Origin of the sequence: Mesorhizobium newzealandense (assembly GCF_042682145.1) — a bacterium.
GTDB lineage: Bacteria > Pseudomonadota > Alphaproteobacteria > Rhizobiales > Rhizobiaceae > Mesorhizobium > Mesorhizobium newzealandense.
This window is the reverse complement of sequence record NZ_JBHUGZ010000001.1, coordinates 487,162-512,697: the sequence shown is the minus strand read 5'-3', so window position 1 is coordinate 512,697 and position 25,536 is coordinate 487,162. Positions and strand designations below refer to the sequence as shown.

Genomic DNA, 25,536 nt, shown 5'->3' with positions numbered 1-25,536 from the left:
AATCCAGTGAGCAATATCCAGCGCTTCGACTTCGATACCCGCATCCACCACGGCGTCATCCACAATGGCACGCTCTATCTCACCGGCCAGGTCGCCAGACCCGGCCAGTCCGCGGCCGACCAGATGCGCGAGGTGCTCGGCAAGATCGATGCGCTGATGGCCAAGGCAGGCACGGACAAGTCCCGGATCCTTCACGTGCAGATGTGGCTGGACGACATCAGGGATTTCGATGAGGTCAACACGGTCTGGGATGCCTGGATGCCGAAGGAGCATGCACCGGCGCGCTCTTCCGGTGAAGGACGGATGGCCAAGCCCGGCATGCTGGTCGAGCTGATCGTCACCGCGGCGGTTTGAATGGTCCAGTCGGTTCGGGCATCATCCCGAATCTGGCGAGAGGGAGACTGATGACGAAGCGCAAGCCGCTGTCCACCGTCGTGGCGGAGAGCCTGTCTGAAAAGATCCGTTCAGGATCGCTGCTGCCCGGTGCGCAATTGCCGACCGAGGCGGAGCTTTGCGCCGAATACGACGTCAGCCGGACGGTGGTGCGGGAAGCAGTGGCGCGGCTGCGCTCCGAAGGCCTGGTGGTGCCGCAGCAGGGACGCGGCATGTTCGTCAGCGAAACGCCGGCGCCACGCAATTTCTCGATACCCGACGAGGCGCTCAGAACCTTGCCGGAAACCATCGCCTTGCTCGAACTCAGACTGAGCGTCGAGGTGGAGTCCGCCGGGCTCTGCGCCGAACGGCGAACCGACGCGGAGGCGAGTGCTATCCGTGCCCTGATGGAACAGGTCGACGCCGAGCAGGCGGATCCCGCTGTCGTCCAGATCCACTACGACTACGATTTCCACCTGGCGATCGCCAAGGCGGCACGCAATGAATTCATCCATGGTTTCCTGAGTTACCTCAGGCCGATGATCGTTCCACGCTTTCAACTGGGCTACGTGGTTACGCCCGCGCTCAAGGACAGCTACTACGCGCGCATTCATAACGAACACAAAACCATTGTCGACGCCATCGAAAGGCAGGACGCTCGGGCTGCGCGCCAAGCCATGCGCAAGCACCTGCACAACAGCCTCGGGCGCGTGCGAGCCTTGGCACGGGCTTCGGGCGTCGCCACAACGGAGGCCGAGCAGAAGGCGGCTGCCGCCTCTCTCTTTTCCGACATGAAAAGGCCTGTTCAGACAGGCGGATAACGCCCGCCGATTTCATTCGCATGCGCAGGCGTCTGGGCCAGTTCAGCCACGCGATGCGAAAGCCTTGTTTTTTGTTCTACCGGCCGTCAGCACTCGCTCTCTTCGTGTTGAGGGCGCCATTTTTCTGGCGTTTCCTTGGGTTTGCGGCTTCCGCGATCGTATGGGTGCCGCAAGAAGTTTCAGAGGCTGAGAGGGATTTCGAAAGTTTATCTTTCCTATTTGCTGATTTTCTTGGTTTCGCGGCATCGATCCCGGCCGCAAACTGAAACCGAGCAATCAGGAACGCCCACGTGACGACAGCCTTCATCACAGGTGCTACGAGCGGCATAGGGCGGGCCATCGCGATCGCACTGAGCGACGCCGGCTATGAAGTCTATGCGGTCGGGCGCAGCCAGGCCGCGCTCAAGGAATTGCAGGCCGAGCGGTCTGCCATTGTGCCCATTGCCGTCGACGTCACCGACCGCGAGGCGCTGGAAGCGGTTCTGGCGGATCTGACCATCGACGTGCTGATCAACAATGCCGGGATCATGCCGCCGCTGGGCAATTTTGCCGATATGAAAATCGCCGACATCGACACCACGCTGGAGGTAAATCTCAGCGCGGCAATCCTGCTCACCCGCCTCGTTGTCCCGCAGATGCGCGAGCGGCAGTCCGGCCACGTATTGTTCACCGGCTCCACTGCGGGCCACGCGCCATATTCCAACATTGCCGTCTATTCAGCCACCAAGGCGGCGATATCGGGCTTTGCCGCCGCGCTGCGCGCCGACCTTTCGCCATCAGGCATACGCGTCACCGAGATCGTCGCCGGCCGTGTCGAGACGCAGCTCTACCAGGACATACTCGACGCCAAGGCGCGCGCGGCCATGTACGCCAGCAAGGTGGTGCAGCCTGATGACGTGGCCAGGATGGTCGTCGCGGTGCTCGCCCTGCCGGCATGGGCCGACGTTACCCGTTTCGACATCATGCCGACTTGGCCAACTTCGCCGAGCGGCACCAAGTAAGGAAAACTGGAATGAAGGATCTTTCCGTTCTGATCGTTGGCGGCGGTGCCGGCCTCGGCGCTCTTTTGGCTGGGATGGCTGTAGACGCCGGGGCTGCGAAGATCGGCATCATCGACATCAACCAGGAAGCTGCCGAGTCCGCACTCGCACCGGCAAGGGCCAAGGGCTTGCCGACCGCGGCTGCTGCGTGCGACATCCAGGTCGGCGCTCAGTGCCACGCCGCCTTCGACGCCATCGTTACGCAGCTCGGGCGCATCGACACATTGATCAATTGCGCCGCAATCTACCCTCGCCGCCCGATCCTCGAGATTTCCGACGCCGATTGGGATGCCTCCAATGGCATCAACATCAAAGGCACCTACCACATGATGGTGGCTGCCGTTCGCCACATGCAATCGCAGGAGCCGAAGAGCCATGTTCGCGGGCGCATCGTAAACCTGACTTCGGTCGACGCGTTCAAGGCGCATCCGCAGAACGCCCACTATGCGGCAACGAAGGCCGCGGTGGTCAGCCTTACCCGCTCCTTCGCTCATGACGTGGCAAAGCACGGGATCCTGGTGAATTCGGTAGCCCCGGCCGGCATGGCCACGGAGAAGGCAAAAGCCCTCGGCTTCCTGGAGGAACTGGCCAAGGCGAGCCCGCTCGGCCGCGGCGCCGAGCCCGCCGAGATTGCCGAATGGGTGCTGATGACCGGTGGTCCCAAGAACACCTATATGACCGGAGAAAACGTAATCGTATCAGGTGGTTACATATACGCTTGAGCACCGCGCATTGCGTGACCAAGGAGGCCCCTAGCGTGAAGGAGCGGAATTTTCGATGACCGGCAAGCTGCGCCTTCCGTCGCTCAATGCGCTTCGCGTTTTCCACGCCGTCGCGCAGCACAGGAGCTTTCGGCAGGCGGCAGATGAATTGCTGGTCACGCCGCAGGCCGTCGGACAGCAGATCAAGCTTCTGGAGGATACGCTTCAGGTGACGCTGTTCGAGCGCAAGGGCCGGTCGGTCGAATTGACAGAGTCGGCCATCCTTCTCTCGCACTATGTCAAAGCCGGATTTGACGAGTTCTCGGAAGGCGTTCGCCGCGTCACCAAGTCGAACTACCGGGACCGCATCAACCTGAATGCGAGCCCTTACTTCGCCACCCACTATCTGCTGCCGCGCCTTTCCCTGTTTCGCGAGATTCTGCCGGGCGCCGATCTGCGCCTGACGACGATGGTCGACCTGCCCGATTTCGGACGCGACGACATCGATATGACCGTCCAGTGGGGCTACGGCAAATGGCCGGACTACGAGACCACGCTGCTGGTGCCGGATCCGAAGGTCATCTGCTGCACTCCGGCCATCGGCGAGAAGATCAAGTCGGCGCAGGACCTGACACTGTTCACGTTGCTGGACACCGTCAAGTCGAAGCGCCTTTGGCCAGACATTTTACGGCATCTTGCCGTCGAGCAGACGGATGGCAACCGAAGCATCAGCTTCGACGATGCGGCAACCATGCGCCGTGCGACCTTGCAAGGCATCGGCGTGGGCTTGGTCTCCGTCATCGACGCCGAGGAAGATCTGAGGTCGGGCGCGCTGGTCGCGCCGGTTGGCCGCGAAGCCCTTGCTGATATGAGGCCGGAGGAGGTCCCTGGATTCTACCTGATCGTCCCGCGCGGGCACCTGCGCGTGAAGGCGGTCGCCGCTCTTCATCGATGGCTCGCCCAGCAGGACTGGGGAAGCGATCTGAAGATTTCCTCCCTGCCGAAACCGACCCCGCTTTCCGACTAGGAGCGGCTTCGCGACTGAGTTCCGAAAGCTTGTTTCGGACCTCCAAAAACAAGAACCAAACAACCTCAACAGTGGAGACATCAACGTGAAAATGATCAAATGGGGGGCGGCTGTCGCCCTAGTGCTCAGCCTTGTCCAGATTTCGGCGCCGGCAGAAGCAGCTGGCGGCAAGACGCTCGAGACCGTCAAGGCTCGCGGCGTGCTCAATTGTACCGGCCATGACGGATCCTATCTCGGCTTCGCCGAAGTGGACGACAAGGGCAACTGGAAGGGCATGGACATCGACCTATGCCGAGCCGTGGCAACGGCCGTGTTCGGCGATCCGGCAAAGCTGAAGATCGTGCCAATCAGCTGGGCGCAGCGCTGGCCATCGCTTCAATCGGGCGATGTCGACATCATCATCAAGGCATCTGGCGGCACGCTCAGCCGCGACACGGAGCTGGGCTTGCAGTTCTCCACCTCCTATTACCTCGGCACGACCAAGGTGATGGCGCACAAGGAGCTCAATCTCAAGTCGCTGAAGGATGCCGCCGGCGGCACGATCTGCATCCCCGCCGGAACGTCGCAGGAACAGCAGGTCGCGGCCTATACGGCCAAGCTTGGCATCAAGCTCGAGCCCGTGCTCATCGAAAAGACGGAAGAACTCGAGCAAGCCTACTTCTCCGGACGCTGCGATCTCTATGCGCAGTGGGGGCCGACTCTGGCCATTGCGCGCATCGCCAAGGGCAAGGTCGAAGACCATGTCATCCTGCCTGACGTGCTCGCCGTCGAGCCTGAAGTCATGATCATGCGGCAAGGCGACGACAATTGGGTCGACATCGCCAACTGGACGCTCAGCACCCTGATCTTCGCCGAGCAGGAAGGCATCACCTCCAAGAACGTCGACGAGATCAAGGCCAAGCCGACTTCGCCTCAGGTCGCCAAGTTTCTCGGCGTCACGCCAGGCATGGGCAAGGGTCTCGGCCTCGATGACGACTGGGCCTACAAGGTGATCAAGAACGTCGGCAATTACGGCGAAATCTTCGAGCGCGACCTCGGCAAGGACTCGCCCTACAAGATGGACCGCGAACTGACCAATTTGTGGAACAATGGCGGTGTCTTGTTCCCGCTGGTGATCGACTGATCCGTTCTTAACGCATCCCGCTCTGAGCTCCGCCCGGCTCCTGTCGGGTGGAGCCGGCGACAATTCGGCAAGGATCTTTGGATGGTCAGCCTGCTGAGAAATCAGAAGGTCCGCAACACGCTGTTGCAGGTCCTGTATGTCGGCTCGATCGCCGCGCTGGTGCTTGCCGGTATCGTGATCGCTCGCCGGAACCTGGCCGCGCAAGGGATCACCTCCGGATTCGACTTCCTGTTCAAGTCGACGGGTTGGGATGTCAATTTCTCGCTGCTGCCCGCCACGGCCAACGATCCCTATTGGTGGTACTTCCTCATCGGCATCATCAACACGCTGTTTCTGGGCAGCGTCGGCCTGATGCTGGCGACGATCGTGGGAACGATCGTGGGTTTGGCGCGGACGTCCTCGAACGACTTGGCGCGGCTGCTCGGCCGCACCTATGTGGACATCTTCCGCAACATCCCGCTGATCCTCCAGGTCTTCTTCTGGTACGCGATCATCACACACTTGCCGACACCGCGCAGCGCGCATGAAGCCTGGGGCTTTCTGCTCACCAGCCGGGGGCTCTACATCCCGTTTCCCAATGTCGGCAATGCGGCGTTTGCCGCAGCCACTTTGGCTGTGGTCGCGGCCATCGTGCTGCCGGCCTGGCTGGGCAGGACGTCGCGCCTTAGCCAACCGATCGGCCAGCGGCGCGCCATCCAATTTACCGCCGCGGCAGCGGCACTGGTCTGCGCGGCTATCTGTCTGGCCGTTGGACGTTTGCCGGATCTGCCGCTGTTGGACTTCCCGGCGCTGCAAGGGCTCAATTTGTGGGGCGGCCTGCGCATTCCACCGGAGTTCGCCACACTCGCCATCGCCATCGCGATCTATGGCGGCTCCTACATCGCGGAGATCGTACGCGGAGGCTTCAAGTCTGTCGGCAAGGGTCAGGTCGAGGCAGCACTTTCCCTGGGCCTCAGTCCCTGGCGCGTCTTCACGCTGGTGCGGCTCCCGCTGGCGCTGCGCGCCATGCTCCCGATCCTCGCCAACCAGTACGTCTGGCTGATGAAGGCGACCACGATGGGCATCGCGGTGGGCTTCACCGACTTCTTCATGATCGTGGCGCTGACGATCAACCATTCCGGCCAGACTCTCGAAGCGATCGGCATCCTGATGGCAGGCTTCCTCGCCATCAATCTCAGCCTTGCCGCCGTCTTCAATCGCATCAACAAAGCAATCGCCCTCAAGGGCAATCAACTGAGGAGCTGAGAAATGGAGACGGTCGTTGTCGCTCCACCCGCTCCCGGCAGGCTCGAGGATCTGAGGCGACGCTTCTTTGCGACGCCGCTTCAGGCAGTTTTGTCGCTGGCTTGCCTGACGATCATGGTCTTCCTGGCCTGGAAGCTCCTGAACTGGGCGGTTTTCTCGGCTGTCTTCACGACCAGCGGCGGGCCGGAAGCCTGCCAGGCGGCAGCGGGAGCCTGCTGGTCGGTCATTGCTGCCAGATGGCGGATCATCTTCTTCGGCCTCTATCCCTACGAAGAACAATGGCGCTCGGCCCTGGCCTGTGTGGTCGTGGTGGTCATGACGGTGCTGAGCTGCATCCCGGCATTCTGGACGGGCCGTCGAATTGCGCTCGTATGGGGCGCCGGAACGGCCCTTTTCTACGTGTTAATGAAAGGCGGTGTGTTTGGTCTCGCCCATGTCGGCGAGGAAGCGTGGGGAGGACTGGCACTCACCCTCTTCATCTTCGTGACGACCTGCCTGGTCGGCTTCCCGCTGGCGATCTGCCTGGCTTTGCTGCGCCGGTCGGAACTGCCCTGGATCTCCCGCACCACCGGCCTCATCATCGACGGGGTCCGCTCGCTTCCGCTAATATCGATCCTCTTTACATTTGCAGTGGTTTTGCCGTTCGCGCTGCCGCAATGGCTGCAGGGCGACAAGCTGTACCGGGTGATCCTGGGCTCGGCCCTGTTCTTCTCCGCCTATCAGGCGGAGATCGTGCGCGGCGGTATGCAGGGCGTTCCGACAGGACAGGAGGAGGCTGCCATGGCGCTTGGCATGCGCTATTGGCAACGCATCGGCCGCATCCTTCTGCCGCAGGCCATGCGCAACGCCCTGCCGGCCACCATCAACCAGTTCGTCATCTCGTTCAAGGAGACCTCACTGGTGATCATCGTTGGCTTCTTCGAGATACTGGCTTCCGGCAATGCCGCTTACGGAACCGGCGAATGGCGCTTCGCCTATGTCGAGGTCTACGCCTTCATCGCCTTCATCTACTTCGTCTTCGTCTTTAGCCTGTCCCGCTATGGCGCCTTTCTCGAGCGCCGCATGTCGATCAGCGAACGGTAAGGAAGCGCGCAAGTGATATCAGGCAATTCGACCGAACCCGGTGGGCCGGCGCTCCGCATCGAAAACCTCGACAAGTACTACGGTACGTTCCACGCGCTGCGGAGGGTAAACCTTGCCGTGGAGCGGGGAGAGAGGATCGTCGTCTGCGGACCCTCCGGATCCGGCAAGTCCACCATGATCCGCTGCATCAACCGCCTCGAGCAGCACAATGGCGGCCGGATCGCCGTACTCGGCACCGAACTCAACGACGACGTCGGCAACATCGACGAGATCAGGCGCGAGGTCGGAATGGTGTTCCAGCATTTCAACCTGTTTCCGCACATGACGGTGCTGGAGAACTGCATGCTGTCCCCCATGATCGTGCGCAAGCAGCCACGAGCGCAAGCCGAGGCAACGGCCCGGCGCTATCTGGAAAAGGTGCGCATTCCCGAGCAGGCCATGAAATATCCCGGCCAATTGTCCGGTGGTCAGCAGCAGCGGGTTGCGATAGCGCGCGCTCTTTGCATGCAGCCGCAGATCATGTTGTTCGACGAGCCGACCTCGGCTCTCGATCCGGAAATGGTCTCCGAGGTGCTGGACGTCATGGTTACGCTAGCCTCCGAAGGCATGACGATGATTTGCGTGACCCACGAGATGGGCTTTGCGCGCCGCGTGGCGGACCGGGTCGTCTTCATGGACAGCGGCGAGATCGTCGAGGAGGCGCCGCCGGAAACCTTTTTCACCACGCCGCGGAACGAGCGGACGCGCCAGTTCCTGTCGCAAGTGCTTGACCATTGATGGGGTAGACATGACTGATCCTGCCGCCGCGCTGGCCCAAATGCTCGGCCCGAAAGGCTGGCTTTCGGGAGAAGAGGCCGAGCCCTATCGCCAGGACTGGCTGAAGCGCTACGGCATCGCTCCGCTTGGCGTGGCCCGGCCGATCACCACGGCGCAGGTCGCCGAAATTGTGACGCTCTGCTGCGACGCAGGGATGAACGTGGTGCCGCAGGGAGGCAATACCGGCCTGTGCGGCGGCGCCGTCGTCGAACGAGCCGGAGGCATCATCCTGTCGCTTTCGCGCATGGCGGCGATCGGCGAACCTGATGCGGCAAGCGGCTCGGTTGTCGTCGAGGCTGGCGTCATCCTGTCCGCGCTGCATGATGCGCTGGCGCCGCATGGCCTGGTCTTTCCCATGCATCTGGGTGCCGAAGGGAGCGCGCGGATCGGCGGGCTGATCGGCACCAATGCCGGCGGTAGCCATGCGTTGCGCCATGGCATGATGCAGGACCTCGTCCTCGGCCTGGAGGTCGTGCTGCCTGACGGCTCCATCTGGAACGGATTGCGGGCGGTGCAGAAGGACAATGCCGGCTATCAACTGCGCAAGCTGTTTTGCGGCGCGGAGGGCACGCTAGGCATCGTCACACGTGCGGTCCTGAAGCTCTCTCCAGCGCCCAGGCAGCGGGCGACGGCGCTTCTCACCTTAGGCGACAGCGCCGCCGCGGTTGCCTTCGGCACGTATCTGCGGGGGGAGGCGGGTGAATTCCTCTCCGGTCTTGAATTCTTCTGCGATTTCGGACTTTCGCTTGCGTTGAAGCATTTACCCGGCCTGAGCTTTCCGCTGGAAAGCCGGGGCGATGTTCATCTGCTCGTGGAACTGACGTCAAACTCCACGCGCGTGCCGCTGGATGAAATCCTGGCGTCGGCTCTGGAATGGGGGATGGAGCGAGGGCTGATCATGGACGGAGCTCTGGCCATGTCGGACGCGCAGCGAGCCCATTTCTGGCGCCTGCGGGAAGAACAGCCTGAGGGCCAGCGGTTGGAGGGCGAGCAGCTCAAGCACGACATCTCCGTGCCGGTCGGCCGCATCGCCGAGTTCATCGACAAGGGGCAGGCGCTCTGCCAGGGCATACTGTCCGGCGTGCGCATCAATCCCTTCGGCCATCTGGGCGACGGCAACATCCACTACAATTTGTCGCCGCCGGCAGGTCGTGCCGATTTCGACGGCAAGGCGCCGGAGATCGCACAGGCACTGGCGGCGCTCGCCACCGATATGAACGGCAGCTTCGCCGCTGAGCATGGCCTCGGCCGGGCAAAGATCGCATTGGCCGACCGCAATCGCAGTCCCGTCGAACGGGACCTGATGGCCCGGCTGAAACATGCCCTGGACCCGCTGGGAATGATGAACCCTGGCGTCATCGTTTGCGAATCCTTGGGAAAGAAGAACTTTCCAATGAACGGGATTTCTTGATTTCGCCGCGAGGCCCCAAAGTGCAGGTTCGGCTGCAATCCGCCCTGGCGTTTCGTCAGGGCCAACAGGAAGTGGATGGATGATGCGCAATGGGGGCCAGCTTCTAGTCGAGTGCCTGCTGGCGCTCGGCGCAAGCAAGAGCTTCGGCGTGCCGGGGGAAAGCTACCTGGCCGTGCTGGATGCGCTGCACGACACAGCTGGAAGGCTGGACTACGTGCTCTGCCGCAATGAAGGCGGTGCTGCGTTCATGGCCTCGGCCTATGGCAAGTTGACGGGCTCTCCGGGCATCTGCTTCGTGACGCGCGGGCCGGGCGTTGCCAATGCGTCCATCGGCGTGCACACGGCGATGCAGGACAGTTCGCCGATGATCGTTTTTGTTGGCCAGGTCGGTACCGATATGAGAGGCCGCGAAGCGTTCCAGGAAATCGACTACCGCGCCGTGTTTGGCACGATGGCGAAATGGGCGGTCGAGATCGACGATGTCGGGCGCCTGCCGGAAATTGTTGCCCGGGCCTGGACGACGGCGCTCACCGGGCGGCCCGGCCCGGTGGTGATCGCTTTGCCCGAAGACATGCTGACGACGCTGACCGATGTCGCAGCACTCAGCGGGCCGGCCAGGGTGTTCGAGGCCGCCGCTGATGCCGATGCCCTGGCTGAGGCCCGGTCGATGCTTGCCGCATCCCGCAGGCCGGTCATCCTGATCGGCGGCGCCAACTGGTCGGCGCAAGGGCGTGCCGCGCTGCAGGCTTTCGCCGAATCCTCCGACATTCCGGTCGTCGCCGCGTTTCGCTTCCAGGATCAGTTCGACAATGGCTCGCCGGTCTTCGTCGGCGAGGCGGGCGTCGGCATGGTTCCCCATGTCAAGAAACTGATCCGCGACGCCGACGTGATCCTGGCGATCAATGTGCGCTTTGGCGAGATGACGACGGACGGCTATACGCTGCTGTCCGTGCCGGAGCCGAAGCAGAGGCTGATCCATGTCCATGGGTCGGATCGCGAGATCGGCAAGATCTATGTGCCTTCGCTCGGCATTCATGCCGGGCCGAACACCTTCGCCAAAGCGTTGTCGCCGGTGAAGGGCGACTGGGCCGAGTGGCGGTCACAGGCGCGCCAAAGCTACGAAGGCACATTCACGGCGCCGGCCCAGCCTGGCCCCGTCGACATGGTCGAGGTCAGCCGCTGGTTGCGCGAGACGCTGCCCGACGACGTCATCCTGACCAACGGCGCCGGCAACTTCACCGTCTGGCCAAACAAGTTCTTCAAGTTCGGGCCGAAGGCACGGCTGCTTGCGCCGCAATCCGGCGCCATGGGCTACGGCCTGCCGGCGGCAATCGCGGCCAAGGTCGCGTTTCCCGGCCGCACCGTGGTCTGCTTTGCCGGCGACGGTGATTTCCAGATGAACTGCCAGGAGTTGGGGACCGCGATGCAAGCCGGGGCGCAGCCGATCGTTCTCATCCTGAACAATGGCATCTACGGCACCATCCGCGCCCATCAGGAGCGGCATTATCCGGCGCGCGTTTCGGGAACTACGATCGAAAATCCGGATTTCGTCGGCATCGCCCGGGCCTACGGCTTCCACGCCGAGCGGGTCGGCGCGACCGCTGATTTCGCCGGCGCTTTCGGCAGGGCGCTCGCGTCCATGACCGGCGCGGTGCTGGAGCTGGATATTTCCCCGGAAGCCCTCACGCCGCGCCAGACCCTGTCCCAGATGCGCGAAGCAGCGCTCGCTTCGCAGAAGGCCAACGCATGACCAGTACGGCAAATGACATCCGTCTCGGCGCGGATATCGGCGGCACCTTCACCGATATCGCACTTGATGTGCGTGGCACGATCTTCTCGACCAAGATCCTGACCAACTATGCCGCGCCCGAGCAGGCCATCCTCGACGGCATCGAGATCGTCGTGCGCGACGCCGGTATCTCGCTGGCGGACGTCGACATCGTGATCCACGGCACCACGCTGGCGACGAACGCGCTTATCGAGCGCCGTGGCGCGAAGACCGCACTGGTCACGACCGAAGGTTTTCGCGACGTGATCGAGATGCGCACGGAGAACCGCTTCGAGCAGTATGATCTGAATCTCCAACTGCCGCCGCCGCTGATCCCGCGCGAGGACCGCTTTACGGTCAAGGGCCGGATCGGAGCCCAGGGCCAGGAACTGCAGCCGCTCGACGAAGCAGCGCTGGAAGATATCGCCGGACGGATTGCGGCCGGCGGTTTCGGCTCGGTGGCTATCGGCTTCATCCACTCCTATGCCAACCCGGCTCACGAGCTCCGAGCCCGCGAAATTCTCGCTCGGAAGCTGAACATTCCGATTTCGGTCAGCGGTGAAGTATCGCCGCAGATGCGTGAGTTCGAGCGCTTCAACACGGTCTGCGCCAACGCATATGTGCGGCCGCAGATGGCGGACTATCTCGCCCGCCTGCAGATACGCCTGAAGGAAATGGGCGCCGCATGCCCGGTCTTCATGATCCATTCCGGCGGCGGCCTGATCTCGGTGGAAACCGCCTCGGAATTCCCCGTGCGGCTGGTCGAGTCCGGCCCGGCGGGCGGCGCAATCTTTGCCGCCGACATCGCCAGGCGCTTCGGCCTGGAGAAGGTCGTATCCTATGACATGGGCGGCACGACCGCCAAGATCTGCCTGATCGAGGACTATGTGCCGCGCACCGCCAGAACATTCGAAGTGGCGCGCACCTATCGCTTCTGCAAGGGCTCCGGCATGCCGATCTCCATTCCCGTGATCGAGATGATCGAGATCGGCGCCGGTGGCGGCTCGATTGCCTGGGTCGATGCCATGGGCCGCATCCAGACCGGGCCGGAAAGTGCTGGATCGGAGCCGGGCCCGGCGTGCTATGGCCGCGGCGGCAGGCGTCCGGCGATCACCGACGCCGATCTGGTACTTGGCAAGCTCGATCCCGACAACTTCGCCGGCGGCGCCATCCGGCTCGACACGTCTGCGTCCGAACTGGCCATCCTGCGCGATCTGGGCGCGCGCCTGTCGCTCGATGCCATTTCGACGGCCTTCGGCATCTGCGAGGTGGTCGACGAGAACATGGCCAATGCCGCTCGCGTCCATGCCGTCGAGAACGGCAAGAACATTTCCGACAATCTGATGATCGCCTTCGGCGGCGCGGCACCGCTGCACGCAGCAAGGCTCTGCGAAAAACTCGGCATCGACCGGTGCATCGTTCCCAAAGGGGCAGGCGTCGGCTCGGCGATCGGCTTCCTCAAGGCTCCCTTCGGCTACGAGGCTCTGGCATCCAGGCTCACGCGGCTTTCGCAATTCAAGCCTGCCGAGGTCAACGCCTTGCTTGGCGAGCTCAAGGCGTCCGCCGAGGGCTTCGTGCGGACCGGCGCCAGCGGCACGATCGTCTGCGAAATCACCGCCTTCATGCGCTACGCCGGCCAGGGCTGGGAGATCCCCGTGCCCTTGCCGGACAAGCCGTTCGGCGACGATGCCGCCACCACCCTCAAGGATCTGTTCGAGGCGAACTACCAGCGCTTCTTCGGTCGCGCCATCGAAGGGCTGGACGGGCTGGAAATCGAGATCGTTACCTGGTCGGTCAAGGCCACGGATGTTCGGCCCACCACCGCCCGGCACGATCTGACGACGGGCCACCGCACCAATGAGCCGGCCACGACCCGGGCGGTATTCGACCCGGCCAGCGGCGAGCCACGCACCTATGGCATCGTCGAACGAGACCTGCTCTGTGCCGGCGATCGTGTGGCGGGCCCGGTGGTCATCGTCGAGCGCGAAACCTCCACCGTCGTCACCACAAGCTTCGACGCCGTTATCCAGAGCGACGGCGCCATCCTTCTGATCCGCAAAGGCAGCCAGGCATGAGTGACATCAGCGAAATCCGCATGCAGGTCATGTGGAACCGGTTGATCTCGGTGGTCGAGGAGCAGGCGCTCACCTTGCTGCGCACGGCCTTCTCGACCTCCGTGCGCGAGTCCGGCGACCTGTCGGCGGGCGTGTTCGATCCCAGCGGCCAGATGCTGGCACAGGCGGTCACCGGCACGCCCGGCCATGTCAACACCATGGCCGAGGCAGTGCAGCATTTCATGAACGAAATCCCGCGCGACAATATGTTCGAGGCCGATACCTACGTCACCAACGATCCCTGGCTTGGCACCGGCCACCTGCATGACATCACCATGGTGTCGCCGTCGTTTCTGAACGGCGAACTCGTGGCATTCTTCGCTTGTACTGCCCATGTCGTCGATGTCGGCGGGCGCGGCTTTGGCGCCGACGCCAAGTCTGTCTACGAGGAAGGCATCCAGATCCCGATCATGAAGTTCGCGGAGAAGGGCAAGGTCAATCTCGACCTCGTCAGGATCCTTCGTGCCAATGTCCGCGAGCCGAACCAGGTCGTCGGTGATTTCTACTCGCTCGCCGCCTGCAACGAAGTCGGGCACCGGCGCCTGGTCGACATGATGAAGGAGATCGGCCTGACGTCTCTCGACGGGCTCGGCGAGTTCATCTTTTCGCGAACCCGCGACGCCATGGCCGAACGCATCAAGGCACTGCCGAAGGGAACCTGGTCCAACGAGCTGGTGACTGATGGCTACGACAAGCCGGTGAAGCTCGCGGCAGCTGTTACGGTTCGCGAGGACAGCGTCGAAGTCGATTTCACCGGCACCGACCCGATGAGCCGGTGGGGCATCAACTGCCCGATCATCTACAGCAAGGCCTATGCCTGCTACGCCCTGAAATGCGTGGTGGCGCCCGACATCCCGAACAATGCCGCCTCGCTTGCCTTCTTCACCGTGTCGTCGCCGGTCAATATCCTGAACGCGGTGCGGCCGGCGCCCGTGGCGCTGCGGCATATCTTCGGACACATGGTTCCCGATCTCGTGCTGGGAGCGATTTCCAAGGCGTTGCCCGGGACGATCCTTTCGGAAGGTGCCGGCGCGCTGTGGAACATCCACATCTCGGTGCGGCCGGCCGCTGGCGGTCTGGGCCGTCGCGCCGAAGTGCTGATGTTCAACTCCGGTGGCATGGGCGCGCGGCCCGGCCTCGACGGCCTGTCGGCGACGGCCTTCCCTTCCGGCGTCCATACAATGCCGATCGAAGCGACGGAGCATACCGGTCCGATCGTCATCTGGCGCAAGGAGCTGCGCCCCAATTCCGGCGGCGACGGCGAATTCCGTGGTGGTCTGGGGCAGGTTATCGAGATCGCCGCGACCGAAGGCCACGAGTTCGACTTCTCGGCCATGTTCGACCGCGTCAATCACCCTGCCCACGGGCGCAACGGTGGAAAGGCCGGCGTCGCGGGCGTGGTCAGGCTGGACGATGGCACGCAGATGCGGCCCAAGGGCTGGCAGCATGTACCGGCCGGCCGCCGGTTGATACTGGAATTGCCGGGCGGCGGCGGCTATGGCGATCCGGCCAAGCGTGGCGCGGAGGCGAGGGCGCAGGACCAATCCAGGGGATATGTTACGGAGGACGGCAAATGAGCTACATCTCCTCACGCCTGTCCGTGGTCAAGCCATCGGCTTCGATGGCAGCCTCCCAGGCCGCCAAGGCGCTGAGGGCAAAGGGCGTCGACGTCATCGACCTTGGGCTCGGAGAACCGGATTTCCCGACGCCTGCCCACATCACCGAAGCGGCCTATGCGGCCGCCAAAGCGGGCCAGACCCTGTATACCGCGGCGGCCGGCACGCCAGAAGTGCGCGAGGCGGTGGCCGATAAGTTCAAGCGTGAGAACGGCTTGGACTACACGGCTGACGACATCGTCGTGGCCAACGGCGCCAAGCAGATCATCTTCAACGCCCTGATGGCGACGCTGGAAAGCGGCGACGAGGTGATCCTGCCGGCGCCCTATTTCGTGTCCTATCCCGAGATGGTCAAGCTGCTGGGCGGCACGCCTGTGGTCGTCGAATGCCCCGAAGCGACCGGTCTCAAGCTCACGCCCGAACTGCTCGAGCGAGCGATCACGCCGAGGACCAAATGGCTGTTCCTGAACATGCCGGGCAACCCGTCGGGCGCGGTCTATTCCTCGGTGGAACTGAAGGCCCTTGGCGCGGTCCTGGCCGGGCATCAGCAGGTGCTCGTGCTGTCCGACGAGATCTATGAGCACATCATCTTCGACGGTCGTGAATTCGTATCGTTCGGCAAGGCTTGCCCGGACCTTCGGGACCGAAGCCTTATCGTCAACGGCGTCGCCAAGGCCTATGCGATGACCGGCTGGCGTGTCGGCTACGCAGCGGGCCCGGCGCCGCTGGTCAAGGCAATGGCGACCATCCAGAGCCAGTCAGTCACTTCGGTGTGCTCGATCGCCCAAGCGGCGACGGTCGCTGCGCTGAACGGCCCGCAGGACGAGGTGGCCCGGTTCCGCGCGGCATTCGAGGCGCGCAGGAATCTGGTCGTCGATGGCATAAGGCGCATCAATGGCCTGACGCTGCCGCCGCCGGAGGGCGCCTTCTATGCCTATATCGGCTGCGCCAGCCTGATCGGCCGCAAGACCCCCAAGGGCATCGTGCTCGAAGATGACACCGCCGTTGCGGCCTATCTGCTGAATGAGGGCCGCGTGGCCTCGGTACCAGGTGCCGCCTACGGACTTTCGCCCTATTTCCGCATCTCCACCGCCACCAGCGAGGAGGTGCTTGCCGAAGCGATCGCGCGGATCAATACCGCCGTCGCGCAAGTGGAGTAGACCATGCCCCATTACGAACGCATCCTGATCACCGGCGCGGCCGGCCGCCTCGGCTCGGAACTGCGAAAAGGGCTGGTACCGCTGGCAAAAACGATCCGCCTGGCCGGCCGCGAACCGTTCGGCGATCTTGCCCCGCATGAGGAAGAAGCGGTCTTCGATCTCGCCGACATGGAAGCGACAATTGCCGCCACCAAGGACTGCGACGCGATCGTGCACTTCGGCGGCGCGCCGCTCGAATGCGATTGGCAGACGATACTGGATTCCAGTATTCGCGGCTCCTATCACATCTATGAAGGTGCGCGGAAGCATGGCGTGAAGCGCGTCATCTATGCTTCCTCAGTGCATGCCATCGGCTACCATGAAGTCGAAGCCCATATCGGCGTCGACGCGCCGGTGCGCCCCGACAGTCTCTACGGCGTGTCGAAGAACTTCGTCGAGAGCCTGAGCCGGCTCTACTGGGACAAGTTCGGCATCGAGACGGCGTGCCTGCGCATCTTCTCGTCCTTTCCCGAACCGGCCGACCGCCGCATGTTGTGGTCATACCTTTCCTTCGCCGACTGCGTGCGCTTGATCGAGGCTTCGCTGACCGCGCCGCGTGTCGGCCACACGATCACTTTCGGCATCTCCGACAACAAGCTGAAGATGGTCGACAACAGCGGCGCGAACCATCTGGGGTTCATCGCGCAAGACAGTGCCGAGCCATTCCGTGCTGCCGTCGAGGCGAAAACACCCGTTCCCGATCCGACAAAGCCATCGGTGAAGTATCTCGGCGGCTGGTTCTGCGAACTCGGCCACCCGGACGACAAACCGGCATGAAGGTCAAGCAGCGGGACAACCAGCCGCCGCTCGGTTGCAAAACCTTGCGCACTACCGGCTCATTTCGCATGCCTGCACCTGATCAGAACGTGAAGCGGCCTTCATGCCGAAAAGTAGAAAATCAATGCTCTTGCGAGTGCATCCTATCTTCTGTCTTAGTTGGCAGCTGGTTCTCATCGAACTATCGGACCTGGTCGGTCAACCAATCACGAAATAGGGCGTGACTATACTGCTTGTGGGGCAGAACAGAAAAGTTGCCTTGAAGTTCGCCGACTGCGGCTATGTGCTCAAAGCCGGCGATCGTTCTTGAGGGACTTGGCAGAGACCTCGCGAGCAATGAAGCGGTCATCAGTCCTCAACGTCGCGCTGCTTCGAGGAAGTAACTCGGTGCGATGAAAGTTGTTAGATGTTTTCTTTCGTAAATATTTCGAATGGAACGACTGACGTATAGCTGCTTGGGTCGGCACTGCCTTTGACGGCGCGTATCATGCTATCCACGGTTGCCGCGGCAAGACGGCGGAGGGGGTGGGCGATCACGAGCGTGAGAGTGCCGTCAAGCAAGGCGGCGCGCGTGACGTCCATAAGCTCATATCCCACGACAACCAACTTGCCCGCCCATCCACTCGCCCTTACTGCGGCCATCACGCCTGTGATGCCGCCGCCCGAAACGTACAAGCCTGAAATATCAGGATGTTCGCGCAGCAGGCGCTCGGTCATTTCGTGTGCGATTGCCGATGATTCAAACGTGGACAGTGGCTCCAACAAAACAAACTCCGGAGCATGTTCACGAAAATACGAGCGAAAACCGGACTCGTTCATCTCCTGGTTGCGGTAGCGATGATTTCCCATCAGGATCCCGAGCTTGCCGGGCGCATGACAAACATTGGCAAATGCCCAAGCCGCTGTGCGACCAACCTTCCAATCGTCCAGGCCGATGTAGGGGAATTGCCCGGTAGCCGATAGTTGCGAAATCAAGCCAAAGACGGGCACTCCCGTCGATTGAATGGTTTCGAGTGCGTGGGTTACGGTCGGATGGACAGCTGTCGTGATGCAAATGGCTTGACAGGTCTGGGCGAGTGCGAGCGCACGAGAAGCGGTGTTCTCGGGCGATAAGTCTTCCAAGTGTTCGACTTTTATGTCGACGTCCGCATCGACGTTTGCAGCGGCCGATCGCAGAGCTTCGGCCAGAAGTTGGTAGAAGGGTCGGTGTGGTTGCAGCAGCAGCACGCCAAACCGAAACCTCTGCCGGGCAGCAGCGTTACGCGACTGGATCGCGCCAACACCGTAGAAATCGATCGCCTCGGCGGCCGCACGAACAGCTTCGCGGGTCGGCTCTCGAACACCGGCAACTCCCGAGAGCACGCGGTTGACTGTGGCGACCGACACACCGGCAGCAGAGGCTAGATCGCGTATTGTAGGTCTTGAGATGAGCCTTTTTGATGCAATATGTCTCATTAAGCTGCCACCGTGATACGTCTGATACAATCGCTTTGTGCCGATTAGTCTCTATCTTGATTTGACCTGCGTCAACGTATCTTATTCGAAGCAGATCACGGCAGTTGGCCATGTGTTGATTTTCACTGAGAACTGACCCGGTATTTCCACCGAGATTTGACCCGCCTGTCATGTATGTTTCGGTTCGGGGTTGAGGGTCAAGGTTCTGGCTTTCTCCTTCGCTTTTTTAGGCTCGTGTGCGGAGCTGTTCTTGAACCGGAAGCTGTCGTTTCCGGTTTCCAGGATGTGGCAATGATGCGTCAGCCTGTCGAGAAGGGCGGTTGTCATCTTGGCGTCGCCGAAGACACTGGCCCACTCGCTGAAGCTGAGGTTTGTGGTGATGATGACGCTGGTGCGTTCGTAGAGTTTGCTCAGCAGATGGAAGAGCAATGCTCCACCTGATGCACTGAACGGCAGATACCCAAGTTCGTCCAGGATCACGAGATCGGAATGGACAAGGCGATTGGCGATCTGGCCGGATCTCCCCTGAGCCTTCTCCTGTTCCAGCGCATTGACCAGCTCGACCGTCGAGAAGAAGCGAACCCGTTTGTGATGATGCTCGATGGCCTGCACGCCCAAGGCCGTGGCAACATGGGTTTTGCCTGTTCCGGGGCCGCCGACAAGCACAATGTTGTGAGCTTCATCGACGAACTCGCAACGATGAAGCTGCCGCACGAGTGCCTCGTTGATCTCGCTGCTGGCGAAGTCAAAGCCGTTGAGATCGCGATAGGCTGGAAAGCGTGCGATTTTGAGCTGATAGGCTGTCGACCTGACCTCGCGTTCCGCCGTCTCGGCCTTGAGCAGTTGCGACAGGATCGGAATGGCGGCTTCAAACGCTGGCGCTCCCTGTTCGGTGAGTTCGCCCACAGCTTGCGCCATGCCGTGCATCTTCAGGCTCCGGAGCATGATGACGATTGCGCCGCTGGCAGGGTTATGACGCATGGCGCACCTCCAGGGCCTTCCTCAAAGCATCATAGCGTTCGACATTGGCCTTCGGCTCATTGGTGAGCGTCAAAGCCTGAGGAGCACTGATGGTCGGGGGCGTGAGCAATTTGCCGTCGATGAGCCGATGGAGAAGGTTCAGCACATGGGTTTTGGTAGGAACACCGGCTTCCAACGCCATCTCAACGGCCAGGAGCACGGCCTCCTCGTCGTGTTGCAGGACAAGTGCCAGGATCTCGACCATCTCGCGATCACCGCCCGGCTTCTTGAGCAAATGCTGCTGCAACGACCTGAATGCATCGGGAAGTTCGGCAAAGGGTGCTCCGTTGCGTAGGGCGCCTGGCTTGCGCTGAACGACAGCCAGATAGTGCCGCCAGTCGTAGACCGTCTGTCCTGGCCGATCATGCGAGCGATCGATGATGCGGCGATGCTCACAGATGATCAAACCTTCCGCGGCAACCACGACACGATCCGGATAGACCCGAAGGCTCACGGGCCGATTGGCAAAGGACGCCGGAACGCTGTAGCGGTTGCGCTCTAAATGCACGAGGCAGGTTGGGGAGACCCGCTTGGTGTATTCGACAAAGCCGTCGAAGAGACGGGACGCCGGCATGAGAGCCTGGGCTTCCTCAGCCCAGATATCGGCAATGGTGCCGCGCATTTTGCCATGCGGGGTCTTGTGCCAAAACTCCTTGCATCGAAGCTCCAGCCAGTCGTTCAGGGCTTCCAGTGATGGAAAGCGCGGCATGGGTTGCCACAGTCGATGACGCGCATCCTGCACGTTCTTCTCGACCTGTCCCTTCTCCCAGCCAGAGGCCGGATTGCAGAACTCAGGCTCGTAGAGATAGTGGCTGGCCATTGCCATGAAGCGGACGTTGACGTCGCGCTCCTTGCCGCGGCCGACCTTGTCGATCGCGGTCCGCATATTGTCGTAGATGCCGCGCCGGGGAACGCCGCCAAAGACACGGAAGGCATGATTGTGGGCGTCGAACAGCATCTCGTGCGTCTGCAGGAGATAGGCTCGCACGATGAAGGCCCTGGAGTAGCTGAGCTTTGTATGTGCCACCTGTAACTTGGTGCGTTCGTTGCCGATGATTGCCCAATCCTCGGACCAGTCGAACTGGAATGCTTCACCCGGATCAAACGCAAGCGGCACGAATGTCCCGCGCCCTGTCGTCTGTAATTCCCTCTGCAGATCCGCCTTCCACTCCCGAGCGAAAGCGGCAACACGACCATAGGAACCCTCATAGCCAAGGCTCAGCAAATCGGCATGCAACTGCTTCACCGTGCGTTTCTGTTTGCGGTTCTTTTTGGCTTCCGTCCTCAGCCAGGCGACAAACGGTCGGCAAATGCGTCAAGCCTGCTCGGCCGCTCTGGAACCTTGAACTTCGGCTCCACGCCGCCCACCCGCAGGTATTTGCGCACCGTATTCCGCGACAGGCCGGTCCTACGGCTAATCTCTCGGATCGATAAATGCTCTCGAAAATGCCAGCGTCGGATCACGCTCAATAATGCCATGTCGATCACTCCGTAGCCCCCGCTGAAAACACGCAGGGCAAGGTTCAAACATGGGTCAATTCTCGGTGGAAATATCCTGTGTTACCGGGTCAGTTCTCAGTGGCAATCAACAGTTTGAGGATATTTGGCCGCTGATTCATCTAATTTTGGAGGCTTTCGAATGAGATCGCCAGTGCTTGCAGACAGACCGAAGTGTCTTCAAGAACTCAAAACGGCAATCGCGAAGCGCGAGCTTCGATTAACCCCAGCCCTTGAGAAGGTGGCTCGGCAAGCGCTCGAAAAACCAGACATCATTGCATTTGAAAGCGCGGCCGCGATAGCCCGCCGTTGTGGCGTTGCCACCTCAGCGCTGACAAGGCTCGCTCGTTGTTGTGGGTTCTCTTCTTTTCGAGAAATGAAGAAGTTCTTTCAGCATAACCTGCGCGCTCGGGCGGTGCATTCTTCCCACGCGAGCCACGAACGTGGTCCGCAACGATCAGGCTGGCTGGATCGTTGAACATGTGTGCAGATGCGCCAGTTGCTACCCTGCGCCTACACCGGGATTTTGCCATGAGTGCTTAATCTTCTGCATCGGAATGTCGGACTTGATGTCGCGTATGCCCTGGATGCGGCCGAGTTTCTCGATCCTAAAACGCCTGTACTTGGCGCAGAATATCGCGCTCAGCGTCAATGCGCTTTCTCAGCAGGCTGCCATCTCGGCCTTCGATGCGACCGAGGAACTTGAGGCGGTGAAGGCGGCTATGCCGCGAACCGAGCACTCCTGTTCAAGTCGACGATCGCAGCGTTGGGCCGTTCGTCAAACTTCTCCGTGTTGCTGGTGGCACCGTCACACGGAGCTCAACACTCCCGGCTTCGAAAGACCCTTCAGCGATGCAATCGGCGGCAACGATGTGCGAATGGGATGGTTTGAGCGAGTTTGATAGCGGATTGCGAGCGAGATCATCTGCCTCCGGATGAAGTCTGGCTGTCAGCGTCGCGGTCTTGCCGGATGCTTCCTCTAAGTCGTCCGACAGACTGTATGGAGACCTGAAGGACGGAGCGTTCTGACTTCGGCAGAAGGCTCAAACCCTCGAAGGCGCTCGCCATTCGGTTAACTCGGCCGATCGGGCCGCAGGCCTACCTGTCGTAGCGCCTCAGCCCCGCTTTGGCGGTCTTTACTATGGCTATCAAAAGAATCCCAACCGATAGCGTGGCGACCCCGTATGATATATAAAGATTGTCTAATTTGACCGCTTATCCCGGGGGGAGGCAATTTTGGGGATGTCCAGTTCTACAAGCAGAAAGGTGCTGTCGAGGAGCGTGGTCGAATTGGGCCTCTTCTCTGCAGTGATGAACACCCTGGTGTTAATTCTGCCTCTCTACATGCTGCAGGTATATGATCGAGTTTTGCCCGCCGCCAACCTGGATACTCTCACCTACCTAACCTTGCTTGCGCTTTCGTCGCTTTTGCTTTTCGGAGTGCTCGAAGTCGTGCGGGGCGTGTATGCAAGCCGACTTGCCGCGCGACTGGATGTCTCTTTGGGTACATCGTCCTTTCTCGCCGCAATGAGTGGCCCGCGCGCTGGCCTCGGCGATGTCCAAGCCTTGCGGGATTTGGCAACCCTGCGTGGATTCATCGCTTCGCGAACCATCTTCTTTCTATTCGACCTCCCTTTTGGGCCCATTTTCGTGGCCCTGCTTTATTTCATCCACCCGTTGCTCTTCCTGGTAACGGTCATCGGAGCGGTTCTCATGGTTTCCATCGCCGTGCTGAACCAGGTCGCGAGTTCGCGGCCTGGCAAGGAGGCGGCGGAGAATCTTAGCGCCTCGATGAATTCGGCGCAGGCCTTCGCGCGAAACTTCGAAACGGTCCGTGCGCTCGGCATGGTGTCCAACGCGATTGAGTTCTGGGGGACCCGCTTTTCCGACTCACTGCACGCTGCCGACGGACTGGCTCGCATCAACGCATTCTATGGCGGTGTGTCCCGCACAACGCGTTCGGTGCTGCAGATCGCGATATTGGGCGTCGGTGCCTATCTGGTTCTGCACAACGAGATGACCGCGGGCATGATCTTTGCCTCATCGATGATATCCGCGCGCGCTCTGCAACCTCTGGATCAGATCGTTGGAAGTTGGCGGCAGATCACCGACGCCAATCTTGCATGGAAGAGGCTTTCGGCTTCCCGGTCCGGGCCAGGCAAGCAGGAAAACATAGCATTGCCGCCCCCTGAAGGAGCGTTGAGCGCGGATCAGGTAGTCTATCAACTTCCTGGATCGGCCGACGGCGCGCTGCCGCTCATAAAGCGGGTGACCTTCGAGGTCACCGCTGGCGAAACCGTCGCTATCGTCGGCCCGAGCCAGGCCGGAAAATCGACGCTGGCGCGGCTCATCGTCGGTGCCATTCAACCCCGTTCCGGCGCCATCCGTCTCGATGGCGGCGATATTCGAAACTGGGATCCGGAGGAGCTCGGCCGTCACATTGGCTACCTTCCGCAGGATGTGGAACTCTTCCCCGGAACCATCGCCCAGAACATTGCGCGCTTTGAGCCGGACGCACCTGACGAAAAGTTGGTCCAGGCGGCCCAGCAGGCGCAGGTACATGAGCTCATCCTGGGGCAGAGAAACGGATACGCGACGGTGATCGGCCCCACTGGCGTTCGCCTCTCAGGCGGTGAGCGTCAGCGCATTGGACTTGCGCGCGCCTTTTATGGCGATCCCAAGGTCCTGGTTCTCGACGAGCCCAATGCGAATCTTGATTCCGACGGCGAAGCCGCACTCGAGCGGGCGATCATCCAGGCGCGTTCACGAAAAACCACCGTGCTCGTCATAACCCACCGTCCCTCCCTCGCTTCCAAATGCGATCGCATACTCATGCTGCGCAATGGCCAGGTCGAGATCTACGGTTTGACCAAGGACGTGCTCGACCAACTCGCCCAGCGACGGGGCCAAGCAGCGGCGGCGGCTGCTCAGTCGCATGACAACGAAGGAGTGGTGCCTTTCCCGTCACCTGCTCGCGTGGAGGTAAAGGTCGCTAATGACGGTTCCTAGCCAAACCATCCAGACGGGCGCCAAGGTGTATCGCTGGCAGAGCAACATCGCTACACGCACGGATCGGATCACGCTGGCGGGATATGCAAGCGTGGCCGTTTTCGTGCTCGGCTTCGGGTTCTGGGCAGCCACTGCACCGATTGCCGGAGCAACGATAGCGCCGGGTGTGGTCGCGGCAGCAGGGCAGAATGTGATGATCCAGCACCTCGAAGGAGGTGTTGTCGGCAGCATTAGAGTTCGCGAGGGTGACAGGGTCTTAAGAGGCCAGGCCCTGATCGTGCTCGATCCAACGGTGGCGCAGTCCCAGCTCAACCGCGTTCTCAAGCAGTGGGTTGCACAAAAAGCTGAAATTTCTCGACTCGAAGCAGAACGCGACGGCCTCGATAAAATTGTCTTGTCCAGTGACCTGGGAGCCTATTCAGGCGCCTCCGAATATAGCGGTGTCTTCGGAGAGCAAAACAAGGAATTTCAGGCGCGGCTAGCGCGTTACGGCGCGGAACAGGGGATTCTGAAGCAAAGGGTAGCAGCTCTTCAGGACGCCGTTGTCGGGTTAAAGGCCCAGAAGGAGGCAGCGGAAAATCAGCTTGCGATCGTCAACGAGGAGACGGAAAGAAAAAAAGAGCTGCTGAAAAAAGGGCTCACGAATCGTTCCGAATATACCGATCTTCTGCGCAGCACTGCCGAGCTGGTAGGCCAGGCAGGATCTTTGGAAGCGCAGATTGCCAGCTCGGCGACCCAGACCGTGGAAGCGCGTCAGCAGATCGAACGGCTCACAACCAGCCGGGTCGAGGATGCCGTCACGGAACTGAACAAAGCCCGGGCGCAGGTCGCGGACCTCGAGGAACAAATCAACGCTGCTCGATCGGTCCTGGACCGGACGATCATCCGGGCACCGGTGGACGGCATCATCGTTCGATCGCTCTACAATTCCGAAGGCAGCGTCATCCGAGCGGGGGAGGTGGCGATGGAGCTTCTGCCGACCACGAACGACCTCATCGTCGAGGCCAGGATAAAGCCCGAAGACATCGACTCGATCCGTGTGGGGCAGGATGCGAACATGATGTTCACCGCGCTCAATGCGCGCACGACGCCGAAAGTGCCTGGTAAGGTGTTCTACATTTCGGCGGACCGGCTGACAACGCCCAGCACGGGACTGCCTTACTTCACCGTCCGGCTTAAAATGGCCGACAAGCTGCCGCCGCAGGTCAAGCCCGAGCAAATCTATCCCGGCATGCCGGTCGAAACATTCATCTCAACCGGCGAACGAACGTTTCTAGCCTATCTGACCAAGCCGCTGGTGGATTCGTTCCAGCGCGCCTTCCGGGAGCGATAGAGCAATCCCAGAAAAAGTGTGAAACGGTTTTCCCGGGAAAAGCGCGTAGCGCTTTCCCTCAGGGAATTGCGTCAAAACAAAGAGATAGAACCGCTCCAATGCATGTCGC

The 25,536-nt window shown here is 61.4% G+C and carries 21 protein-coding genes and 1 pseudogene; 19 read left to right on the top strand and 3 right to left on the bottom strand.

Features of this window, described 5'->3' with window-relative positions; genetic code table 11:
• Window positions 1–6 precede the first annotated feature (6 nt).
• The 15 genes from ACFSOZ_RS02180 (at window position 7) to ACFSOZ_RS02110 (ending at window position 17,113) form a co-directional block, all read left to right on the top strand.
• Window positions 7–354: a RidA family protein gene (locus ACFSOZ_RS02180; protein ID WP_379093052.1), complete on the top strand. Its 348-nt coding sequence runs from the start codon at window positions 7–9 to the stop codon at window positions 352–354.
• 50 nt (window positions 355–404) lie between these two features.
• On the top strand, window positions 405–1,193 hold the full coding sequence (locus ACFSOZ_RS02175) for a FadR/GntR family transcriptional regulator (RefSeq protein ID WP_379093049.1): 789 nt from the start codon (window positions 405–407) through the stop codon (window positions 1,191–1,193).
• A gap of 290 nt (window positions 1,194–1,483) precedes the next feature.
• Window positions 1,484–2,194 carry an SDR family oxidoreductase gene (locus ACFSOZ_RS02170; protein ID WP_379093046.1) on the top strand — a complete coding sequence of 237 codons (711 nt, stop codon included), beginning with the start codon at window positions 1,484–1,486 and terminating at the stop codon, window positions 2,192–2,194.
• A gap of 11 nt (window positions 2,195–2,205) precedes the next feature.
• Window positions 2,206–2,955 (top strand): SDR family NAD(P)-dependent oxidoreductase, encoded by a 750-nt coding sequence (locus ACFSOZ_RS02165; protein WP_379093043.1) that lies wholly within the window; start codon window positions 2,206–2,208, stop codon window positions 2,953–2,955.
• 55 nt (window positions 2,956–3,010) lie between these two features.
• Window positions 3,011–3,961: a LysR substrate-binding domain-containing protein gene (locus ACFSOZ_RS02160; protein WP_379093040.1), complete on the top strand. Its 951-nt coding sequence runs from the start codon at window positions 3,011–3,013 to the stop codon at window positions 3,959–3,961.
• 91 nt (window positions 3,962–4,052) lie between these two features.
• Complete coding sequence (locus tag ACFSOZ_RS02155) at window positions 4,053–5,084, top strand: amino acid ABC transporter substrate-binding protein (RefSeq protein ID WP_379093840.1); 1,032 nt, start codon at window positions 4,053–4,055, stop codon at window positions 5,082–5,084.
• An 81-nt stretch (window positions 5,085–5,165) separates the two neighbouring features.
• Window positions 5,166–6,329 carry an ABC transporter permease subunit gene (locus ACFSOZ_RS02150; protein ID WP_379093037.1) on the top strand — a complete coding sequence of 388 codons (1,164 nt, stop codon included), beginning with the start codon at window positions 5,166–5,168 and terminating at the stop codon, window positions 6,327–6,329.
• A gap of 3 nt (window positions 6,330–6,332) precedes the next feature.
• On the top strand, window positions 6,333–7,412 hold the full coding sequence (locus ACFSOZ_RS02145; RefSeq protein WP_379093034.1) for an amino acid ABC transporter permease: 1,080 nt from the start codon (window positions 6,333–6,335) through the stop codon (window positions 7,410–7,412).
• Window positions 7,413–7,424: 12 nt separating this feature from the next.
• Complete coding sequence (locus tag ACFSOZ_RS02140) at window positions 7,425–8,189, top strand: amino acid ABC transporter ATP-binding protein (RefSeq protein WP_379093031.1); 765 nt, start codon at window positions 7,425–7,427, stop codon at window positions 8,187–8,189.
• A gap of 10 nt (window positions 8,190–8,199) precedes the next feature.
• Window positions 8,200–9,639 carry an FAD-binding oxidoreductase gene (locus tag ACFSOZ_RS02135; RefSeq protein ID WP_379093029.1) on the top strand — a complete coding sequence of 480 codons (1,440 nt, stop codon included), beginning with the start codon at window positions 8,200–8,202 and terminating at the stop codon, window positions 9,637–9,639.
• A 79-nt stretch (window positions 9,640–9,718) separates the two neighbouring features.
• Window positions 9,719–11,389, top strand: coding sequence for a thiamine pyrophosphate-binding protein (locus ACFSOZ_RS02130; RefSeq protein ID WP_379093026.1), 1,671 nt, complete (start codon window positions 9,719–9,721; stop codon window positions 11,387–11,389).
• Window positions 11,386–13,482 (top strand): hydantoinase/oxoprolinase family protein, encoded by a 2,097-nt coding sequence (locus ACFSOZ_RS02125; protein ID WP_379093023.1) that lies wholly within the window; start codon window positions 11,386–11,388, stop codon window positions 13,480–13,482. Before ACFSOZ_RS02130 ends, ACFSOZ_RS02125 begins: the two co-directional genes overlap by 4 nt.
• Entirely contained in the window at window positions 13,479–15,098 is a 1,620-nt protein-coding gene (locus ACFSOZ_RS02120) for a hydantoinase B/oxoprolinase family protein (protein ID WP_379093021.1), read from the top strand. The genes ACFSOZ_RS02125 and ACFSOZ_RS02120 overlap by 4 nt, the downstream gene beginning before the upstream one ends.
• Window positions 15,095–16,297 (top strand): pyridoxal phosphate-dependent aminotransferase, encoded by a 1,203-nt coding sequence (locus tag ACFSOZ_RS02115; RefSeq protein ID WP_379093018.1) that lies wholly within the window; start codon window positions 15,095–15,097, stop codon window positions 16,295–16,297. The genes ACFSOZ_RS02120 and ACFSOZ_RS02115 overlap by 4 nt, the downstream gene beginning before the upstream one ends.
• Before the next feature lie 3 nt (window positions 16,298–16,300).
• Window positions 16,301–17,113 (top strand): NAD-dependent epimerase/dehydratase family protein, encoded by an 813-nt coding sequence (locus tag ACFSOZ_RS02110; RefSeq protein WP_379093015.1) that lies wholly within the window; start codon window positions 16,301–16,303, stop codon window positions 17,111–17,113.
• Between the two features lie 402 nt (window positions 17,114–17,515).
• Here the strand turns inward: ACFSOZ_RS02110 and ACFSOZ_RS02105 are convergent, their stop codons facing one another.
• From ACFSOZ_RS02105 to istA, 3 genes and pseudogenes are all read right to left on the bottom strand, one after another.
• On the bottom strand, window positions 17,516–18,568 hold the full coding sequence (locus tag ACFSOZ_RS02105; protein WP_379093012.1) for a LacI family DNA-binding transcriptional regulator: 1,053 nt from the start codon (window positions 18,566–18,568) through the stop codon (window positions 17,516–17,518).
• 168 nt (window positions 18,569–18,736) lie between these two features.
• Window positions 18,737–19,549, bottom strand: a complete 813-nt coding sequence (gene istB / locus ACFSOZ_RS02100; RefSeq protein WP_379093009.1) for an IS21-like element helper ATPase IstB — start codon at window positions 19,547–19,549, stop codon at window positions 18,737–18,739.
• A pseudogene (gene istA, locus ACFSOZ_RS02095) lies at window positions 19,539–21,067 on the bottom strand (IS21 family transposase). The gene istB and the pseudogene istA overlap by 11 nt, the downstream one beginning before the upstream one ends.
• Before the next feature lie 160 nt (window positions 21,068–21,227).
• Here istA and ACFSOZ_RS02090 point away from each other — a divergent pair.
• The 4 genes from ACFSOZ_RS02090 to ACFSOZ_RS02075 all read left to right on the top strand — a co-directional run bounded on the left by ACFSOZ_RS02090 (window position 21,228) and on the right by ACFSOZ_RS02075 (window position 25,427).
• A complete protein-coding gene (locus ACFSOZ_RS02090) occupies window positions 21,228–21,563 on the top strand; it encodes a MurR/RpiR family transcriptional regulator (RefSeq protein WP_379093006.1) in 336 nt (111 codons plus the stop codon).
• A gap of 91 nt (window positions 21,564–21,654) precedes the next feature.
• Complete coding sequence (locus tag ACFSOZ_RS02085; protein ID WP_379093003.1) at window positions 21,655–21,987, top strand: hypothetical protein; 333 nt, start codon at window positions 21,655–21,657, stop codon at window positions 21,985–21,987.
• Between the two features lie 340 nt (window positions 21,988–22,327).
• A complete protein-coding gene (locus tag ACFSOZ_RS02080; RefSeq protein WP_379093000.1) occupies window positions 22,328–24,094 on the top strand; it encodes a type I secretion system permease/ATPase in 1,767 nt (588 codons plus the stop codon).
• Window positions 24,081–25,427: an HlyD family type I secretion periplasmic adaptor subunit gene (locus ACFSOZ_RS02075; protein WP_379092997.1), complete on the top strand. Its 1,347-nt coding sequence runs from the start codon at window positions 24,081–24,083 to the stop codon at window positions 25,425–25,427. The genes ACFSOZ_RS02080 and ACFSOZ_RS02075 overlap by 14 nt, the downstream gene beginning before the upstream one ends.
• Window positions 25,428–25,536 lie beyond the last annotated feature (109 nt).

What these genes read in the sequence shown, in the direction of transcription:
- ACFSOZ_RS02130 (WP_379093026.1), top strand. Translation starts at nt 9,719, where the DNA reads ATGATGCGCAATGGGGGCCAGCTTCTAGTCGAGTGCCTGCTGGCGCTC.
- ACFSOZ_RS02125 (WP_379093023.1), top strand. Translation starts at nt 11,386, where the DNA reads ATGACCAGTACGGCAAATGACATCCGTCTCGGCGCGGATATCGGCGGC.
- ACFSOZ_RS02175 (WP_379093049.1), top strand. Translation starts at nt 405, where the DNA reads ATGACGAAGCGCAAGCCGCTGTCCACCGTCGTGGCGGAGAGCCTGTCT.
- ACFSOZ_RS02085 (WP_379093003.1), top strand. Translation starts at nt 21,655, where the DNA reads ATGTCGCGTATGCCCTGGATGCGGCCGAGTTTCTCGATCCTAAAACGC.
- ACFSOZ_RS02165 (WP_379093043.1), top strand. Translation starts at nt 2,206, where the DNA reads ATGAAGGATCTTTCCGTTCTGATCGTTGGCGGCGGTGCCGGCCTCGGC.
- ACFSOZ_RS02110 (WP_379093015.1), top strand. Translation starts at nt 16,301, where the DNA reads ATGCCCCATTACGAACGCATCCTGATCACCGGCGCGGCCGGCCGCCTC.
- ACFSOZ_RS02135 (WP_379093029.1), top strand. Translation starts at nt 8,200, where the DNA reads ATGACTGATCCTGCCGCCGCGCTGGCCCAAATGCTCGGCCCGAAAGGC.
- ACFSOZ_RS02080 (WP_379093000.1), top strand. Translation starts at nt 22,328, where the DNA reads ATGTCCAGTTCTACAAGCAGAAAGGTGCTGTCGAGGAGCGTGGTCGAA.
- ACFSOZ_RS02075 (WP_379092997.1), top strand. Translation starts at nt 24,081, where the DNA reads ATGACGGTTCCTAGCCAAACCATCCAGACGGGCGCCAAGGTGTATCGC.
- istB (WP_379093009.1), bottom strand. Translation starts at nt 19,549, where the DNA reads ATGCGTCATAACCCTGCCAGCGGCGCAATCGTCATCATGCTCCGGAGC.
- ACFSOZ_RS02090 (WP_379093006.1), top strand. Translation starts at nt 21,228, where the DNA reads ATGAGATCGCCAGTGCTTGCAGACAGACCGAAGTGTCTTCAAGAACTC.
- ACFSOZ_RS02115 (WP_379093018.1), top strand. Translation starts at nt 15,095, where the DNA reads ATGAGCTACATCTCCTCACGCCTGTCCGTGGTCAAGCCATCGGCTTCG.
- ACFSOZ_RS02145 (WP_379093034.1), top strand. Translation starts at nt 6,333, where the DNA reads ATGGAGACGGTCGTTGTCGCTCCACCCGCTCCCGGCAGGCTCGAGGAT.
- ACFSOZ_RS02120 (WP_379093021.1), top strand. Translation starts at nt 13,479, where the DNA reads ATGAGTGACATCAGCGAAATCCGCATGCAGGTCATGTGGAACCGGTTG.
- ACFSOZ_RS02155 (WP_379093840.1), top strand. Translation starts at nt 4,053, where the DNA reads ATGATCAAATGGGGGGCGGCTGTCGCCCTAGTGCTCAGCCTTGTCCAG.
- ACFSOZ_RS02160 (WP_379093040.1), top strand. Translation starts at nt 3,011, where the DNA reads ATGACCGGCAAGCTGCGCCTTCCGTCGCTCAATGCGCTTCGCGTTTTC.
- ACFSOZ_RS02105 (WP_379093012.1), bottom strand. Translation starts at nt 18,568, where the DNA reads ATGAGACATATTGCATCAAAAAGGCTCATCTCAAGACCTACAATACGC.
- ACFSOZ_RS02150 (WP_379093037.1), top strand. Translation starts at nt 5,166, where the DNA reads ATGGTCAGCCTGCTGAGAAATCAGAAGGTCCGCAACACGCTGTTGCAG.